Below are 17340 nucleotides of genomic sequence, written 5' to 3' on the forward strand. Positions count from 1 at the left end.
TCAGGCGGCTGGCCGGGCAATACCGGCGCCGCGCTTCAACTTTGCCGGACAATCGTCTATGACGGGCGGCGCCGCGCCTTGCGCCGCCTTTCGGGAAACCCGCCATGTCCGCCGCCAGCCCTGCCGCCCTCACGCCCCTCCGCGCCGCCACCGATCGCGGGCCGCAGGCGGTGGCGCCGGCGCCGGACGCGGACGTCGCCGCGCTGATGGCCGATATCGGCCGCCGCGCCCGGGCGAGCGCCCGCGCCCTCGCCCTCGCCTCCGCCGAGACCAAGCGCACCGCCCTCGACGCCGCCGCGGCGGCGATCCGCGCCCGCCGCGCGGAGATCCTCAAAGCCAATGCCGAGGACGTGGCGGAAGCCCGCACTGCCGGCATGAGCGCGGCGATGCTCGACCGGCTCACCCTCACCGAGGCGCGGATCGAGGCCACCGCCAACGCGGTGGCGATGGTCGCCGCCCTGCCCGACCCGGTCGGCGCGGTGACCGAGCGCTGGACCCGCCCGAACGGGCTCGCCATCGAGCGCGTGCGCACGCCGCTCGGCGTCGTCGGCGTCATCTATGAGAGCCGGCCCAACGTCACGGCGGATGCCGGCAGCCTGTGCCTCAAGGCCGGCAACGCGGTGATCCTGCGCGGCGGCTCCGACAGCTTCCGCTCCAGCCGCGCCATCCACGCCGCGATGGTCGAGGGGCTGGTCGCCGCCGGCCTCCCCGCCGACGCCATCCAGCTCGTGCCGACCCGCGACCGCGCGGCGGTGGGCGCCATGCTCGCCGGGCTCGACGGCAATCTCGACGTCATCGTGCCGCGCGGCGGCAAGAGCCTGGTCGCCCGCGTGCAGAGCGAGGCGCGGGTGCCGGTGTTCGCCCATCTCGAGGGCATCGTGCACGTCTATGTCGACCCGACCATCGACGTCGCCAAGGCGACCGACATCGTCCGCAACGCCAAGCTGCGCCGTACCAGCGTCTGCGGTGCCGCCGAGACGCTGCTGGTCGACCGCGCCGCCGCGCCGACCCACCTCGCCCCGCTGGTCGCCATGCTGCTCGACGCCGGCTGCGCGGTGCGCGGCGATGCGGCGGCGCAGGCGGTCGACCCGCGCGTCTCGCCCGCAAGCGAAGCGGACTGGAAGACCGAATATCTCGACGCCATCATCGCGGTGAAGCTGGTCGACGGGCTCGACGCCGCGATCGACCACATCGAGACCCACGGCTCGCACCACACCGACGCCATCCTCACCGAGGATGCGGAGGCCGCTGCGCGCTTCCTCGACGAGGTCGATTCGGCCATCGTCGTGCACAACGCCTCGACCCAGTTCGCCGATGGCGGCGAGTTCGGCTTCGGCGGCGAGATCGGCATCGCCACGGGCCGGATGCACGCGCGCGGGCCGGTCGGGGCCGAGCAGCTCACCTCGTTCAAGTACCGCGTGCACGGGACGGGCCAGACCCGCCCGTGACCGCCGGCCGCGCCTCGGCCTCGGGGGTCCCGGTGGGCGGGGAAGCGCCGCACGACCGCGCGCTCGCCCGCATCCCCCCGGTCGCCGCGGGGATGCGGATCGGGCTCTATGGCGGCTCCTTCAACCCCGCCCACGACGCCCACCGCGCCGTCAGCCTGCTGGCGCTGAAGCGGCTCGAGCTCGACCGGGTCTGGTGGCTGGTCTCGCCGGGCAACCCGCTCAAGGACAACCGCGCCTTGCCCCCGCTCGGCGCGCGGATCGCACAGGCGCGCCACCTCGCCGCCCATCCCGCGCTGGTTCCCACCGGCCTCGAGGCCGGGTTCGCCACCCGCTACACCCGCGATACGGTGGCCCGGCTGGTGCAGCGCTGCCCGCAGGTGCATTTCGTCTGGATCATGGGCGCCGACAACCTCGCCGGCTTCCACCGCTGGCAGCGCTGGCGCGATCTCGCCAGTCTCGTGCCCATCGCCGTGGTCGACCGCATGGGCGAGACCTTCGCGGCGATGAGTTCCCCGGCGGCCGGCGCGCTGGCCCGCTGGCGCATCCCGGAAGCCGAGGCCGCGCGCCTGCCGACGCTGGCCCCGCCGGCCTGGGTCTACCTGCACGGGCTGAAGTCGCCGCTCTCCTCCACACGGTTGCGGGCGGCGCAGCATGGGTTGTAGTTGAAAATAAGCCTCCGGGCCCTTATCTTGGAAGGCGCGGCAGCGGCGAGACGGATTGATCCGTCCGCGAGAGGCCGCAGACGAGAGGATTCCGCCCCCTGTCAACCCCGGCGCTCTCCGCGGCCGCCATCCCGAGCACTCCGGCGCCCGCCCCGGTTTCCCAAGCGTCCGTCGACGCCGAGGAAATCCTCGCTTTCGTCCTGGCCAGGCTTGATGACGACAAGGCCGAGGACATTGTTCCCATCGATCTGCGCGGCAAGACCTCGATCGCCGACCACATGGTCGTCGCCTCGGGTCGTTCGCAGCGCCATGTCGGCGCCATCGCCGAGCACCTCATCGAGGCGCTCAAGGCGCGCGGCGTCCGCGACATCCGCGTCGAGGGCCTGCCGGCCTGTGACTGGGTGCTGATCGATGCCGGCGACCTGATCGTCCACGTGTTCCAGCCCGAGGTCCGCAGCTTCTACAATATCGAGAAGATGTGGGCGGGCGCCCGCCGTGACGGTGCCGAGCGCCTTCACGTCGCCCCGCGCGGCTGAAGCCTAACGTGCGTCTCCTGATCGTGGCGGTCGGCCGCCTGAAGGCCGGGCCGGAACGTGAACTGTGCGAGCGCTACATCGAGCGCGCGCGCCAGCTCGGCCGCAACATGGGCCTTTCCGGCCCCGACATCGTCGAAATCCCCGAGAGCGCCGCCCGCCGGCCGGTGGACCGCATGGCGGAGGAAGCCGCCGCCATCGTCGCCGCGGTGCCGGAGGAAGCCGCCGTCCTCGCGCTCGATCCCAACGGGGTGGCCTTCTCCAGCGAGCAGATCGCCGGCGACATCGCCAGCCTGCGCGACCGCCGCGCCCGCTCCTTCGCCTTCGTCATCGGCGGGGCGGACGGGCTGGGCGAGGCCGTGCGCGAACGTGCCGATCGCCAGCTTTCGTTCGGCCGCGCCACATTTCCGCACCAGATCGTACGCGTTCTGGTCGCCGAGCAGTTGTACCGGGCTGCGACGATTCTCGCCGGGCACCCCTATCACAAGGCGTGACGTCGCGCCGGCGCCGGCCGGCCCGACATGGTTTACGCCGTATTAACAGGCTTTGCGGTTCCCTCGCGCATGCACCCCCGTGCCCATAGGCTCCGCCGCCATCGTCCCGCCCGCCTGCGGCGCGCGGCGCTGGTCGCCTGCGGCTTGGCCGTGCTGGCCGTCCCGGCCGGTGCCGCCCCGGGGGACGAGAGCGGCGGCAAGACCGCCGAGCAGCAGCAGAAGATCGAGCGGCTCAACGCCGAGATGATGGGCAGCGCCGCCGAGCAGGACCGGCTGAAGGCCGAGATCGAGGCGATCCGCAGCGACCGGGCCAAGCTGAACGCGGCCCTGCTGGAGGCCGCCGCCCGCCAGCGCGAGGCCGAGGCGAAGCTGGATGCCAGCGAGGAGCGCCTGTCCAATCTGGAGAAGGAAGAGGGCGATATCCGTCGCTCGCTCGATTCGCGCCGCGGCGTGCTGGCGCAGGTGCTGGGCAGCCTGATGCGGATGGGCCGCCAGCCGCCGCCGGCGCTGCTGGTGCGCCCCGACGATGCGCTCGGCTCGGTGCGCTCGGCCATGCTGCTCGGCGCTGTGCTGCCGGAACTGCGCGAGGAGACCGACCTTCTCGTCGCCGAACTGACCGAGCAGGAGCGCGTGCGCGCCGAACTGACGCGTGAACGCGACGCCCTCGCGGAATTGAAGGGATCCTTCGAGATCGAGCGGCGGCGCATCGCGGCTCTGGTCGAGCAGCGCCAGCGCAATCAGGAAAGCGGCGAATCGGCGCTGGCCGGGGAGCGGAAGCGGGCCGCCGCCCTCGCCGCCGAGGCCTCCAACGTGCGCGAGCTGATGGAGCGCATGGAGACCGAGATCGCCGCCGCCCGCCGTGCCGCCGAGGAAGCGGCCAAGGCCGACGCCGCCAAGGCGGCGGAAGCGGCCAAGGCGGCCGCCAACATGGCCGCGCCGCAGCCCGGCGACCGGCTGGCGGCCCTGCAGAATCCCGGCCGCCTGACCCCCGCCGTGGCCTTCGCCGAAACGCGCGGCCATCTGCTGATGCCGGTCAGCGGCCAGCGGCTGCGCGATTTCGGAACGCCGGACGGGTTCGGCGGCGCCGAGAAAGGCCTCACCATCGGCACGCGGCCGGAAGCGCAGGTGACGGCCCCGGCCGATGGATGGGTGGTCTACGCCGGCCCGTTCCGCCGCTACGGCCAACTCTTGATCATCAATGCCGGCGATGGCTACCATATCCTGATGGCCGGCATGGACCGGATTTCGGTCGAGCTCGGTCAGTTCGTGCTGTCCGGCGAGCCGATCGCCGTGATGGGCCGTTCACCGCAAGTTGCGGCGGTCGGCCTTGGAACCGCCCAACCCGTCCTCTATGTTGAGTTCCGCAAGGACGGCACAACAATCGATCCAACGCCCTGGTGGGTGACGAGCGAGAGCGAGAAGGTACGCGGATGATGCGTCGGACGTCAGTTTTCCTCATGGGTGCCGCCGTCGGCGCGATCATCGCGGTCGGTGCCTCGCAGCCGGCGCTGCTGGCGAAGAGCGGGCTGCTGAGCAGCAGCGCCGTCGCCGCGGCCTCGGACACCTACCGGCAGCTCAACCTGTTCGGCGACGTGTTCGAGCGGGTGCGTGCCGACTACGTCGACAAGCCCGACGATGCCAAGCTGATCGAAGCGGCGATCAACGGCATGCTCTCCTCGCTCGACCCGCACTCGACCTTCATGGACTCCAAGGAGTTCCGTGACATGAAGGTGCAGACCCGCGGCCAGTTCGGCGGGCTCGGCATCGAGGTGACGATGGAGGACGGCCTGGTCAAGGTCGTCGCGCCGATCGACGACACCCCGGCCGCCAAGGCGGGCGTGCAGGCCGGCGACCTGATCTCCGCGCTCGACGGCGAGGAGGTGAAGGGCATGACCCTGAACCAGGCGGTCGAGAAGATGCGCGGCGCCGTCGCCACGCCGATCAAGCTGACCATCATCCGCAAGGGCTCCGACAAGCCGCTCGAGCTCACGCTGGTGCGCGACATCATCAACGTGAAGTCGGTGCGCGGGCGGCCCGAGGGCGACGATATCGGCTATATCCGCATCACCTCCTTCACCGAGCGCACCGGCGAGGGCCTGAAGCAGGCGATCGAGGATCTCAACGCCAAGATCGGCGCGGACAAGATCAAGGGCTACATCATCGACCTGCGCAACAACCCGGGCGGCCTGCTCGACCAGGCGGTGGAGGTGTCCGACACCTTCCTCGACCGCGGCGAGATCGTCTCGACCCGCGGGCGCAACGCCGACGAGACCCAGCGCATCAACGCCCGCGGCGGCGACCTCGCCAAGGGCAAGCCGGTGATCGTGCTGGTGAACGGCGGCTCGGCCTCGGCCTCCGAGATCGTCGCCGGCGCGCTGCAGGATCACAAGCGCGCCACCATCCTCGGCTCGCTGACCTTCGGCAAGGGCTCGGTGCAGACCATCATCGAGCTCTCCAGCAACCAGGCGATGAAGCTGACCACGGCGCGCTATTACACGCCGTCGGGCCGCTCCATCCAGGCCAAGGGCATCCAGCCCGACATCGAGCTGGTGCAGGACGTGCCCGCGGACGTGAAGGCCAAGGCCGGCATCGACGCCGGGGCCGACACCTCGACCAAGGGCGAGGCCTCGCTCAAGGGCCACCTGAAGAACGGCGACGAGGAGAAGACCGGCTCGCCGGCCTATGTGCCGCCGGATCCGAAGGACGACAGCCAGCTCAAGATGGCCGTCGACCTGATCCACGGCGTGCAGAAGAACGCCGCCTATCCGGCCGATCCCAAGGCTGCCGTTCCGAACTGACCGGCACGCTGCCGGCCCTGACGGTTCCCAATCCCGCCGGCGACCCCGGCGGGATTTTCGTCGGCGCGCACGCCGTGACCGGCGCGCCGGACCGCCTTGCACCCGGATCGATCGTTCCGGGCGTGAAATATTCGGCGCCCGCCCCGTTCCTGCCTTGGTCGTGGCTGATAGAATCCCAACGATTCGCGTTGAAAGCGGTGGCAATGAACGAGCTCGATCAGCCGCTCGGCCTCGATCTGTCGGGACGTGACGGCGCGCATGGACGGGCCGCGGCGATGATCTTCGGCTTCGTCGGCGCCACCATCCTCGCCGGCGCGGTCGGCTGGTTCACGCTGCGCGCGCCCGCTCCGCGGCCGGAGATGAGCGCCGAACTCCCCGTTCCCGCCCTCACCGCCGTGCCGCCCGATGCGCCGATGCTGCGCTCGGAGCTGCGCAACGAGCCGGTCTCCGCCGCGGCCCCTTCCGACCGGCGCACCATCACTATCATCGACGGCAAGACCGGCAAGCGCGAGGTCATCACGGTCGGCTCCGAGGAGGAGGACGGCCTCACCACCGGCTCCCTCGCCAAGCCGTGACCGGGCGATGACCCGCGTGGCAGAGCTCCTCTACCGGCCCTGCGTCGGGATCGCGCTGGTCAACGGCGCCGGCAAGGTGTTCCTCGGCCGCCGCCGGGGCGTCGACGACAGCATCGCCGGCTCCTTCGCGTGGCAGATGCCCCAGGGCGGCATCGACGAGGGCGAGACGCCGCTCGAGGCGGCGCTGCGCGAGCTCTACGAGGAGACCAACGTCCGCTCCGTCGAACTGATCGCCGAGGCGCCGCGCTGGCTGAGCTACGACCTGCCGGCCGCCTTCGCCCGCAAGTCCTGGAAGGGGCGCTACCGCGGCCAGACCCAGAAATGGGTCGCGCTGCGCTTTACCGGCCCGGATTCCGAGATCGACGTCGCCCGCCCCGGCGGGGGCGTGCACAAGCCGGAATTCGCCGACTGGCGCTGGGAGGACCTCGCCCGCACGCCGGAGCTGATCGTTCCGTTCAAGCGGCCGGTCTATGAAGAAGTCGCGCGCCTGTTCGGGCCGCATGTGACGCCCGGCTGATCCTCCCCTCCGCCGCCGCCGGACAAACGCTGCCCCGCCCTCGTCGTTCCGTCGCCAGATCGGGCGGGTGGACGCAACCGATCTCTCCCCGCCCCGCACCACTTGGCGGCCGCCGCACCGGCCGTGGCTTCTGAAATCGAGGCCGTCCCGGCAAGCCCCCGCCGCACCGCCCGCTCACCTCCGCCGGCGGCGCGGCCCTTTATGGGTCGCAACCAAAGTCTATCGACCGGCGCGACGCGAACGAACGTTCGCTCTTGACTCGCATCATGGTCCCGCCTTAGTTGCGAACGAACGTTCGGTCCGCTCCTGTAAGGCTCGTCCCGCCATGCCATCAGCCGCCCTCAAGGCCGCATCCGCCCCGCCCGCAACGCCGCGCCGCGACCCGCGCCGGCGGATCCTCGACGCGGCGCGCCAGTGTTTCGTGCGCGGGGGCTTTCACGCCACCAGCATGCACGAGATCTGCGCCGCGGCCGAGATGAGCCCCGGAGCCCTCTACCGCTACTTCCCCTCCAAGGACGCGATCATCATCGCCATCGTCGAGGAGGAGCGCAGCGAGCGCGCCGAACTCGTCGCCCTGCTCGACACCGCAACCAGCTTCGCCGGCGCCCTGTCGGAGATGGGTCGTCGCCTGTTTGCCGGCGAGACCTCGTTCCTGTGCGCGGAACTCGGCCCCGAGATCTTCGCCGAAGCGACCCGCAACCCGAAGATGAAGGCGATGTTCGAGACGGTGGAGGACGAGATCGACGGCGCCATGCGCCGGGCGCTGGCACGGGCGCAGGCGCGCGGCGAGGTCGCCCGCGACATCGACACCGAGCAGGTGATGCTGCTGCTCAACGCCATCGGCGACGGCCTCGTCATGCGCTATCGCCTCTATGACCGCACCGACATGGCCGCGCAGATGCCGGCTCTCGGCGCCCTGATCGCGCGCATGCTGGCCCCCGCGCCGGCGCCCGCCACGGAACAGAACCCATGAGTACCGGACCTTCGACCCGCGCCCGCGTCCTTGCCTGCCTCGCGCTGACCGCGCTGGTGGTGGGAATCGGCGGCTATGCGTTCCGCGATCGCCTGCCGGAAGGGCTGATGCCCGACCTCGCGCAGGCGGCGGCGCCCGCCGAGCCCCCGGCCGCGGCGCCCGAGCCCCGCGGCGTCACCGTTTCCGTGGTCGCCGCCGCCCCGCGCGAGGTGATCGAACGTCTGCCGGTCACCGGCACGCTGGTGGCGCGGGAAGAGATCATGGTCGGGCCGGAGCTCGACGGCTACCGCATCGTCGAGATCCTCGCGGAGGAAGGCGACCGCGTCGCCAAGGGCCAGACGCTGGCGCGCCTCTCGCGCGACATGCTCGACACATTGCTGGCGCAGAACGCCGCCAACGCCGCCAAGGCGCAGGCCGCCATCGCCCAGCAGAAGGCGGCGCTGGTGCAGGCCGAAGCGCAGCAGGTGGAGGCGCAGGCCTCGGTGGAGCGCGCCCGCACCCTGCGCAAGACCGAAGCCACCTCGCAGGAAGTGCTCGACCAGCGCGAGCGCGCGGTGAAGGTGGCCGGCGCGCAGGTCGTCGCCGCGCGTGAATCGGTCACCGCCGCCGAGGCCGAAGCCGAGCAGATCCGCGCCAATCGCGCCGAGATCGAGGTCCGGCTCGGCCGCACCGAGATCCGCGCGCCGGAAGCCGGCCTCGTCACCGCCCGCTCGGCACGGCTCGGCGCCATCGTGCTCTCGGCCAATGCCGAGCCGCTATTCCGCATCGTGCGCGACGGCGCCATGGATCTCGATGCCGAAGTGCCCGAGGCGATCCTGACGCGCATTGCGCCCGGCCAACCGGTGGCGGTGACGCCGGCCGGCTATACGACCCCGGTCGCCGCCAAGGTGCGCCTCGTCGGCGCGCAGGTCGACCGCACCACGCGGCTCGCCCGCGTCGCCGTGGCGCTGCCGGAGGATGCCGGCCTGAAGCCCGGCGCCTACGCCCGCGGCGTCATCGAGATCGCCCGCCACGAGGGTGTCGCGCTGCCGCAGTCGGCGGTGCAGTTCACCCCCGAGGGCGCCCATGTGCTGGTGGTGAAGGACGGCGTGGTCGCCACCCGCAAGGTCGCCACCGGCCTGCGCGGCGACGGCTATGTCGAGATCACCGACGGGCTGGCCGCGGGCGAGAGCGTCGTCGCCCGCGCCGCCGGCTTCCTGCGCGACGGCGACCGGGTCAACCCGGTGCCGCTCGCCAATGGGGGTGCCGCCTGATGGCCCTCAACGTCTCCGCCTGGGCGATCCGCAAGCCGATCCCCTCGATCGTGCTGTTCGTGGTGCTGACCGCGCTCGGCCTGTTCACCTTCGACCGGCTGCCGATCACGCGCATGCCGAATATCGACGTGCCCATCGTCACCGTCGTCGTCACCCAGCCCGGCGCGGCGCCGAGCGAACTGGAGACGCAGGTCACCAAGAAGATCGAGACCACCGTCGCCGGCGTGCAGGGGGTGAAGCATATCACCTCCTCGATCTCCGACGGCTCCTCGATCACCACCATTGAGTTCCAGCTGGAGACGCAGGTCGACCGCGCCGTCAACGACGTGCGCGACGCCGTGACCAAGATCCGCACCGAGCTGCCGCAGGGCATCGAGGAGCCGTTGATCCAGCGCATCGATGTCGAGGGCATGGCGATCGTCACCTATGCCGCCTCGGCGCCGACCATGACGGCGGACGAGCTGTCCTGGTTCGTCGACGACACCGTCATCCGCGCGCTGCAGGGCGTGCGCGGCGTCGCCCAGGTGAAGCGCGAGGGCGGCGTCGACCGCGAGATCCGCATTTCGCTCGACCCCGACAAGCTCGCCGCGCTCGGCGTCACCGCCGCCGACGTCAACCGCCAGCTCGCCGCCACCAATGTCGACCTCGCCGGCGGGCGCGGCGAGATCGGCACGCAGGAACAGTCGATCCGCACGCTGGGCGGGGCGCTGACCGTGGAGGGCCTCGCGGAGACCCGCATCGCCCTGCCCGGCGGGCGGCAGGTCCGGCTCGCCGACCTCGGCACGGTGACCGACGGCGCCGCCGAGCCGCGCATCTTCGCCCGGCTCGACGGCAAGCCGGTGGTCGCCTTCGGCATCTACCGCGCCAAGGGCTTCTCCGACGTCGTCGTCGCCGAGAACGCCGAGGCCGAGCTGCGCCGGCTCGAGGCGCGCTACCCGGACGTCGACATCACGCTGATCGACTCCACCGTCAAATACACCCATGCCGACTATGAATCGGCGATGCACACGCTCGTCGAAGGCGCCCTCCTCGCCATCCTCGTGGTGTTCCTGTTCCTGCGCGACTGGCGTGCGACGCTGGTCTCGGCCACCGCCATCCCGCTCTCCATCCTGCCCACTTTCTGGCTGATGGACGTGCTCGGTTTCTCGCTGAACGGGGTCAGCCTGCTCGCCGTCACGCTGGTCACCGGCATCCTCGTCGACGACGCCATCGTCGAGATCGAGAACATCGTGCGCCACATGCGCATGGGCAAGTCGCCCTATCGCGCGGCGATCGAGGCGGCCGACGAGATCGGCCTCGCGGTGGTCGCCACCACGCTGACCATCGTCGCGGTGTTCATGCCGGTGTCGTTCATGGGCGGCATCGCCGGCCAGTATTTCAAGCAGTTCGGCATCACGGTGGCCATCGCCGTGCTGTTCTCGCTGCTGGTGGCGCGCCTGCTGACGCCGATGATGGCGGCCTATTTCCTGCGCGACCACGGCCATACCGAGAAGCCGGACGGCGCGGTGATGCGCGGCTACGTCGCCCTGCTGAAGGCCTGCGTGCGGCACCGCTGGATCACCATCGTCGCCGGCATCGGCCTGTTCGCGGGCTCGATGTACCTCTCCACCCTGCTGCCCTCCGGCTTCATCCCGAACGCCGACGTCTCGCGCTCGGTGCTGGCGCTGGAACTGCCGCCGGGCTCGACGCTGAAGTCGACGCAGGACGCCGTCGACGAGGTCACCGCCCTGCTGCGCAAGCAGCCGGAGGTCGCCAGCGTCTTCGCCACTGCCGGCACCGCCGGCGCGGGCAACGGGGGCGGCACCTCGGGCGAGGTGCGCAAGGCGACGCTCATCGTCAATCTGGTGCCGCGCGCCGACCGCACGGCGACGCAGAAGGAGTTCGAGACCCGCATCCGCGCCGAGATCGCGGAGATCCCCGACATGCGCACCAATTTCGGCGCTTCGGGCGGGGCCGGGCCCGGCGGGCGCGAATTCACCCTCATCCTGTCCGGCTCGGACGGGGCGGTGGTGGAAAAGACCGCGCTGGAGCTGGAACGCGAGATCCGCACCAGCGTGCCGACGCTGGCCAATGTGGTGACCACCGCCGCGCTGGACCGACCGGAGATCCGCGTTGTGCCCAAGCTCGGCGAGGCCGCCGAGCTCGGCGTCTCCGTCGCCGACATCGCCGAGACGGTGCGCATCGCCACCATCGGCGACGTCTCGCAGAACCTCGCCAAGTTCTCCGCCGGCGATCGCCAGGTGCCGATCCGGGTCCAGCTCGACGAGGGCGCGCGCGGCGCGCTGGCCACCTTCCAGACGCTGAAGGTGCGCACGGCGAGCGGGAACTCGGTGCCGCTCTCGGCGGTCGCCGACATCACCTTCGGCGTCGGCCCCTCCAGCCTCGACCGCTACGACCGCGCCCGCCGCGTCGCCATCGAGGCGGATCTTGCCGGCACCGCCCAGCTCGGCGAGGCGCTGGCGCAGGTCTATGCGCTGCCGGCGGCGAAGAATTTGCCGGCCGGGGTGGTGCTGAAGGAATCCGGCGACGCCGAAATTATGATGGAGGTGTTCAACGGCTTCGCGGTGGCGATGGGCGCGGGCGTCATGCTGGTGCTCGCCGTGCTGGTGCTGCTGTTCGCCGACGTGCTGCAGCCGGTCACCATCCTGGTCGCGCTGCCGCTGTCGGTGGGCGGCGCCTTCATCGCGCTGCTGCTCACCAACAACGCGATGACGCTGCCGGTGGTGATCGGCTTCCTGATGCTGATGGGCATCGTCACCAAGAACGCCATCCTGCTGGTGGATTTCGCCATCGAAGCGATCGCCGCCGGCCACGACCGCACCACCGCGCTGGTTGAGGCCGGCCGCAAGCGGGCGCAGCCGATCGTGATGACCACCATCGCCATGGCGGCGGGCATGGTGCCCTCGGCCATCGGTCTCGGCGAGGGCGCCGCCTTCCGCGCGCCCATGGCCATCGCGGTGATCGGCGGGCTGCTGGCCTCGACCGTGCTGTCGCTGGTCTTCGTGCCGGCGGTGTTCACGCTGATGGACGATCTCGGCGGGCTGCTGCGCCGGGTGTTCGGCCGCTTCGTCGGCGCGAAGGACGAGCCGCCGGAGCACGACGCCGGATCGGGATCGCCCGCCCCGGCGACCGGTCCCGCCGCCTATCCGCTGCCCCAGCGCCCGCACCGGCCGATGGCCGCGGAATAGGGTCGCGCGGACCGACGCCGCGCCAGCCCGGCGGGGATGGATCCGCCCTCTCCTGCCATCGCAGGCCTCATCCCGGACGCCGCAAGGTGGCGATCCGGGATCGGGTGACGGGAGCAGACTTGGTCGGAGAGCGATTCCGGCGCTTCGGCCGGGATGACGACGCGGCCGCCGGACGAGGCTCCCTACTGCAGCGGCGCGTCGCCTTCGTTCACCGTGCGGGCGAGCGCCATCTCGGTGATGGCGATCAGCATCTCGGCGCGGGTCTTCAGGTCGCGCGCCTCCAGCAGCGCCTGCTTCTCGCGGGCGCCATAGGGCGACATCATCGCGAGGCCGTTCACCAGCGCCTCGTTCGGCGCGCCCTTCACATTGTCCCAGTCGACCTCGAGCTTGTTGGCGTCGAGATAGGCCGCCAGCGTGCGCAGCAGCGCGGTGCGATCGACAGCGCCGGCGCCGGCATCGGGCGTGAAGTCGTCGGCGAAGGCGGTGAAATCGAGCTCGGCCTGGCGGTAGGGCGTATCGACCGCGATCTCGCGGGCGAGCCGGAAGCGCGCCACGCCGGTGAGCGTGACGAAATAGCGCCCGTCGCCGCTCTCGGAAAACTCGGTGATGCGCCCCGCGCAGCCGACGCCGACCAGCTTCGGGGACGGGCTGGGATCGCCGGGCTGCTCCGGCTGGATCATCGCGATCAGCCGGCTGCCGGCGATGGCGGCATCGACCATGGCGAGATAGCGCGGCTCGAAGATGTTGAGCGGAAGCTGGCTGCGCGGCAGCAGCAGCGCCCCTTCGAGCGGGAACAGCGGTAGCACCGCCGGCAGTTCCCCCGGTCCGGCATAAGGCCGGTTGATGGCCATGGGCGCAGCCTCCGTCAGGCGAACAGCACGGAGGACAGCCGGCGGCGCCCGGTCAACGTCATCTCGTCGGTCGGCCCCCAGGCCTCGAAGAACTGCACGAGCTGCTTGCGCGCGCCGTCCTCGTTCCAGGCGCGGTCCTTCCTGACGATGGCGAGCAACTGGTCGATCGCCTCCTCGCGCTTGCCGCGGGCATTGAGCGCGAGGGCGAGATCGAAGCGGGCCTGATGGTCGAGCGGATGCGCGGCGACCTTCGCCTCGAGCTCGCCGACGTCGCCGAGCGCCGCCGCGGCCTCTTCCAGCTCGATGGCCGCGCGCACCGCGGCGATGGCGGCATCGTTCGCCGCCGCCTCCGGGGCCGAAGCGAGCGTCGCCTTGGCCTCCTCGACCTGGCCGGCGGCGAGCTGGGCTTTGGCGATGCCGGCGATGGCCTTGGCATTGGCCGGCTCCTCGCCCAGCACATGGGCGAACACCTCGATGGCGCCGGCGAGATCGCCCTCGGCGAGCGCCGCCTCGCCGGAGACGATCAGCTCGGCGATGTCGGCACCGACGGCACCGCCGATCAGCTTCTCGACGAAGGCCTGGATCTGCTTCTCCGGCTGTGCGCCCATGAAGCCGTCCACCGGCTGGCCGTTGACGAAGGCGTAGACGGTCGGCAGCGACTGGATGCCGAGCTGCTGGGCGACCGCCGGATGCTCGTCCGTGTTCATCTTGACGAGCTTCACCTTGCCCTTGGCCGCCCGCACCACCTTTTCGATGATCGGGGTGAGCTGCTTGCAGGGGCCGCACCAGGGCGCCCAGAAATCGACCAGCACCGGGCGGTGACGCGACTCCTCGACGACATCCTTCATGAAGGTCTTGGTCGTGGTGTCGATGACGAGATCGTCGCCGGCGGGCGCCGCCGCGGGGGCGGATGTGTTGAGCAGCATCGTGTCGTCTCCAGCTACGTCCGGATGCGCGGGCGCGCGTCTGAGCGGCCCCGCGACGTTGGCGCTAAGATGGTCGGTTCCGCGCCGAATGCAACGCCGCTCTCGCCGCGCGCCGCGCCTGTCGCAAGCGCACGGCCTGTCGCGAGCGCACGGCCGGATCGCCCGGCGGCGGCGCCGGCATACCTATGTATACGACCATTGGCAGGGGAAGCTGCTAGTCTGCCGCCCATGTCCGTTCCCCTCCAGGCCGAGCTGTCACGCGCCGCACCCTCGCCCGTCATTCCGACGGTCGCGGTGATCCTCGGTGCCGTGGTCTTCGCCATCGATACGCTGACCCCGCTCGATACCGCCATCGCGGTGCTCTACGTCGCCGTGGTGCTGCTGATGGCTGACCGGCTGTCACGGGCGGGCATACTGGCCCTCGGCGGGCTGTGCGTGGTGCTGACGCTGCTCAGCCTGATGCTGGTGCATGGCGAAGCCTACGAGCCCGAGGCGATCATGCGCGCGGTCGTCAGCGTCGTCGCGATCCTGGTCGCCACCCTGCTCTCGCTGCGCGGACAGAGAGCCACCGAATCGCTGCGCAGCCAGGCCGCGCTGCTCGACCTCACCCATGACGCCATCCTGGTGCGCGACGAGCACGACACCATCCTGTTCTGGAACCGCGGCGCGGAGGAGCTCTATGGCTGGACCGCGCGCGAAGCGGTGGGCCGCCGCACCGCGGAACTCCTGCACACGGTATTTCCCGGTCCCGCCGACGCGGTCGCGCGCGAGCTGGGCGAGGAGGGGCGCTGGGAGGGCGAGCTGGTGCACACCCGCAAGGACGGCTCGCAGGTGAGCGTGGCGAGCCGCTGGTCGCTGCAGCGCGACGCCCGTGGCCGTCCCGTCGCCACCATGGAGACCAACAACGACATCACCGCCCGCCGCCGCTCCGAGGACGAGCTGCGCAAGGCCCAGGAGGCGCTGGACCATGTCGAGCGCGTGACCACGCTCGGCCAGATGACCGCGACCATCGCGCATGAGGTGAACCAGCCGCTGGCCGCCGTGGTGGCGAATGGCGAGGCGGGCCTGCGCTGGCTCCGCCGCCCTGAACCGGATCTGCGCGAAGTGGAAGAAGCGGTGGTCCGCATGATCGCCAACGGCCGGCGGGCCGGCGCGGTCGTCACCCGCCTGCGGGCGCTGGCGCGGCGCGCCGCGCCCGAGCACGTTCCGGTCGATCTCGCCACGGTCGCCACCGAGGCGGCGGCGCTGCTCGAGCGCGAGCTGGCCGATCATCGGGTCGAGCTGACGCTCGCGCTGCAGCCCGGCGTGCCGGCCGTCACCGGCGATCGCGTCCAGCTGCAGCAGGTCGTCATCAACCTGATGATGAACGCCGCCCAGGCCATGCAGGACAGCCCCCTGCCCCGGCGCCTCACGGTCGCCGCGCGCTGCGAGCGCACCGACGAACGCGGCCCGCGCGTCCTGCTCGACGTCCGCGACGGCGGCATCGGCGTCGCGGAGGCCGACCTGCCGCACCTGTTCGAGCCGTTCTATACCTCGAAGCCGAACGGCATGGGCCTCGGCCTGTCGATCTGCCGTTCGATCCTCGAGGTCCATGGCGGCACGATCGATGCCATGCGCCGCCCCGAGGGCGGCATGGAGTTCCGCCTGAGCCTGCCCCCTGCCAAGGAGCCCGCCGCGTGACTGCCCCATCGCAACCGCGCCCCGCCACCGTTCCGTCGAGCGATCCCCTCGTCATCGTCGTCGACGACGACGCCGGCCTGCGCGAGGCGCTTTCGAGCCTGCTGCGCTCGGTCGGCCTCAAGGTCGCTCTCTACGGCTCCGCCGCCGAACTGCTCGCCGCCCGGGTGCCGGACGTGCCGCGCTGCATGGTGCTCGACATCCGCCTGCCGGGGGTCAGCGGCCTCGATTTCCAGGCCCAACTCGCCCGCTCCGACCGCGACATGCCGATCATTTTCATGACCGGCTATGGCGACATCCCCATGACCGTGCGGGCGATGAAGGCCGGCGCCGTCGATTTCCTCACCAAGCCGTTCCGCGATCAAGACCTGCTCGATGCGGTCTCCGCCGCCATCGAGCGCGACCGCACCCGCCGCAAGGCGGACGAGGCGCTTTCCGGCCTGCAGGAGCTCTACCAGACGCTCAGCCCGCGCGAGAAGGAAGTGATGGCGCTGGTGACCTCCGGACTGATGAACAAGCAGGTCGCCGCCGAGGTCGGCCTGAGCGAGATCACCGTGAAGATCCACCGGGGCAACGTGATGCGGAAGATGGAGGCTCGCTCGCTCGCCGATCTCGTGCGCATGGCGGAGACGCTGGGCCTGCAACCGCCCGGCAAATAGCCCGGCACGTCAGCCCGGAAGGCCGCCCCGGCGATGCACCGGCGTCGACCTGCCTACCGCTACGGCAATTGCCGAAGAGATGGGCATGCCAAACCTAGATATGATTCCAAGACGGCGCGTGAAGGCGGATAAGCACAGCATGCGGCAAGGGGCCGCCATGGCCCGCCGGATGGAAGGATCAAAGCCGTGAGCCAGCCTGCGATGATCTCGATCATCGACGATGACGAAGCCGTCCGCACCGCGACGGCGAGCCTCGTACGCTCGCTCGGGATGAAGACGACCACCTTCGCCTCCGCCGAGGAATTTCTCCGCTCGCCCTGTATGCGCGATACCGACTGCGTCATCACCGACGTGCAGATGCCCGGCATGAGCGGCGTCGAGCTCCAGGCCCGGCTGCGCGAGGCGGGCCGAGCATTGCCGCTCATCTTCATCACCGCCTTTCCGGAGGAGCGCATCCGCCGACAGGTGACCGAGGCGGGCGCGATCGGCTTCCTCAGCAAGCCCTTCGAGGGCACCGACATCATCGCCTGCCTCGATACCGCGCTCGGCGGCATCGGCTGAGGCGGAAGGCCGCCCGCGCCTCCCGACACTGTGCCGCCGTCCGGTATCGGCGCGCCGTCCGGACCGACCGGAGCGAGGCGGGATGCCCGCACACCATCGACCTTCATCGCTGAATCCGGCCCGTCGCCGCGGCAGCCGGGTGGCCCCCGCAGGCCGCGCCTCTGCGGCCGACGCGGGGCGATGCGGTCACCTGCTCGACAGGAAGGGTTCCAGCCGCCGCAACCG

16 protein-coding genes are annotated in these 17340 nt (G+C 71.1%); 14 read left to right on the forward strand and 2 right to left on the reverse strand.

The features are described 5' to 3' along the window. The first annotated feature begins 206 nt into the window (after positions 1–206). The 11 genes from ACEUEL_RS15615 to ACEUEL_RS15665 all read left to right on the forward strand — a co-directional run bounded on the left by ACEUEL_RS15615 (position 207) and on the right by ACEUEL_RS15665 (position 12441). Positions 207–1448, forward strand: a complete 1242-nt coding sequence (locus tag ACEUEL_RS15615) for a glutamate-5-semialdehyde dehydrogenase (RefSeq protein ID WP_405707597.1) — start codon at positions 207–209, stop codon at positions 1446–1448. A 32-nt stretch (positions 1449–1480) separates the two neighbouring features. After that, the gene (locus ACEUEL_RS15620) at positions 1481–2110 is read left to right on the forward strand and encodes a nicotinate-nucleotide adenylyltransferase (protein ID WP_405707599.1); all 630 of its coding nucleotides are present in this window, start codon (positions 1481–1483) and stop codon (positions 2108–2110) included. A gap of 128 nt (positions 2111–2238) precedes the next feature. Continuing rightward, positions 2239–2646 carry a ribosome silencing factor gene (gene rsfS, locus ACEUEL_RS15625; protein WP_405707601.1) on the forward strand — a complete coding sequence of 136 codons (408 nt, stop codon included), beginning with the start codon at positions 2239–2241 and terminating at the stop codon, positions 2644–2646. Positions 2647–2654: 8 nt separating this feature from the next. Then, positions 2655–3137, forward strand: coding sequence for a 23S rRNA (pseudouridine(1915)-N(3))-methyltransferase RlmH (gene rlmH, locus ACEUEL_RS15630; protein WP_405707255.1), 483 nt, complete (start codon positions 2655–2657; stop codon positions 3135–3137). 69 nt (positions 3138–3206) lie between these two features. Further along, on the forward strand, positions 3207–4571 hold the full coding sequence (locus ACEUEL_RS15635; protein ID WP_405707257.1) for a murein hydrolase activator EnvC family protein: 1365 nt from the start codon (positions 3207–3209) through the stop codon (positions 4569–4571). Beyond that, the gene (locus ACEUEL_RS15640; RefSeq protein ID WP_405707258.1) at positions 4568–5935 is read left to right on the forward strand and encodes a S41 family peptidase; all 1368 of its coding nucleotides are present in this window, start codon (positions 4568–4570) and stop codon (positions 5933–5935) included. Before ACEUEL_RS15635 ends, ACEUEL_RS15640 begins: the two co-directional genes overlap by 4 nt. 203 nt (positions 5936–6138) lie before the next feature. After that, entirely contained in the window at positions 6139–6510 is a 372-nt protein-coding gene (locus tag ACEUEL_RS15645; protein ID WP_405707260.1) for a hypothetical protein, read from the forward strand. A gap of 7 nt (positions 6511–6517) precedes the next feature. Continuing rightward, positions 6518–7027, forward strand: a complete 510-nt coding sequence (locus ACEUEL_RS15650; protein ID WP_405707261.1) for an RNA pyrophosphohydrolase — start codon at positions 6518–6520, stop codon at positions 7025–7027. 325 nt (positions 7028–7352) lie between these two features. Next, positions 7353–8000: a TetR/AcrR family transcriptional regulator gene (locus tag ACEUEL_RS15655; protein ID WP_405707263.1), complete on the forward strand. Its 648-nt coding sequence runs from the start codon at positions 7353–7355 to the stop codon at positions 7998–8000. Beyond that, entirely contained in the window at positions 7997–9253 is a 1257-nt protein-coding gene (locus ACEUEL_RS15660; protein ID WP_405707265.1) for an efflux RND transporter periplasmic adaptor subunit, read from the forward strand. The genes ACEUEL_RS15655 and ACEUEL_RS15660 overlap by 4 nt, the downstream gene beginning before the upstream one ends. Next, the gene (locus ACEUEL_RS15665; RefSeq protein WP_405707266.1) at positions 9253–12441 is read left to right on the forward strand and encodes an efflux RND transporter permease subunit; all 3189 of its coding nucleotides are present in this window, start codon (positions 9253–9255) and stop codon (positions 12439–12441) included. The genes ACEUEL_RS15660 and ACEUEL_RS15665 overlap by 1 nt, the downstream gene beginning before the upstream one ends. A gap of 182 nt (positions 12442–12623) precedes the next feature. On the opposite strand, the gene ACEUEL_RS15670 is transcribed toward ACEUEL_RS15665, so the two are convergent. Both ACEUEL_RS15670 and trxA read right to left on the reverse strand, forming a co-directional pair. Next, on the reverse strand, positions 12624–13292 hold the full coding sequence (locus ACEUEL_RS15670; RefSeq protein ID WP_405707268.1) for an LON peptidase substrate-binding domain-containing protein: 669 nt from the start codon (positions 13290–13292) through the stop codon (positions 12624–12626). A 14-nt stretch (positions 13293–13306) separates the two neighbouring features. Beyond that, on the reverse strand, positions 13307–14218 hold the full coding sequence (gene trxA, locus ACEUEL_RS15675) for a thioredoxin (protein WP_405707270.1): 912 nt from the start codon (positions 14216–14218) through the stop codon (positions 13307–13309). A gap of 228 nt (positions 14219–14446) precedes the next feature. On the opposite strand from trxA, the gene ACEUEL_RS15680 reads away from it, so the two are divergent. The 3 genes from ACEUEL_RS15680 to ACEUEL_RS15690 all read left to right on the forward strand — a co-directional run bounded on the left by ACEUEL_RS15680 (position 14447) and on the right by ACEUEL_RS15690 (position 17115). Beyond that, positions 14447–15898 carry a two-component system sensor histidine kinase NtrB gene (locus tag ACEUEL_RS15680; RefSeq protein ID WP_405707272.1) on the forward strand — a complete coding sequence of 484 codons (1452 nt, stop codon included), beginning with the start codon at positions 14447–14449 and terminating at the stop codon, positions 15896–15898. Next, on the forward strand, positions 15895–16554 hold the full coding sequence (locus ACEUEL_RS15685) for a response regulator transcription factor (RefSeq protein ID WP_405707274.1): 660 nt from the start codon (positions 15895–15897) through the stop codon (positions 16552–16554). The genes ACEUEL_RS15680 and ACEUEL_RS15685 overlap by 4 nt, the downstream gene beginning before the upstream one ends. A gap of 201 nt (positions 16555–16755) precedes the next feature. Next, positions 16756–17115: a response regulator transcription factor gene (locus ACEUEL_RS15690; RefSeq protein ID WP_405707603.1), complete on the forward strand. Its 360-nt coding sequence runs from the start codon at positions 16756–16758 to the stop codon at positions 17113–17115. Positions 17116–17340: the final 225 nt, after the last annotated feature.

Origin of the sequence: Ancylobacter terrae, assembly GCF_045108345.1 — a bacterium.
GTDB lineage: Bacteria > Pseudomonadota > Alphaproteobacteria > Rhizobiales > Xanthobacteraceae > Ancylobacter.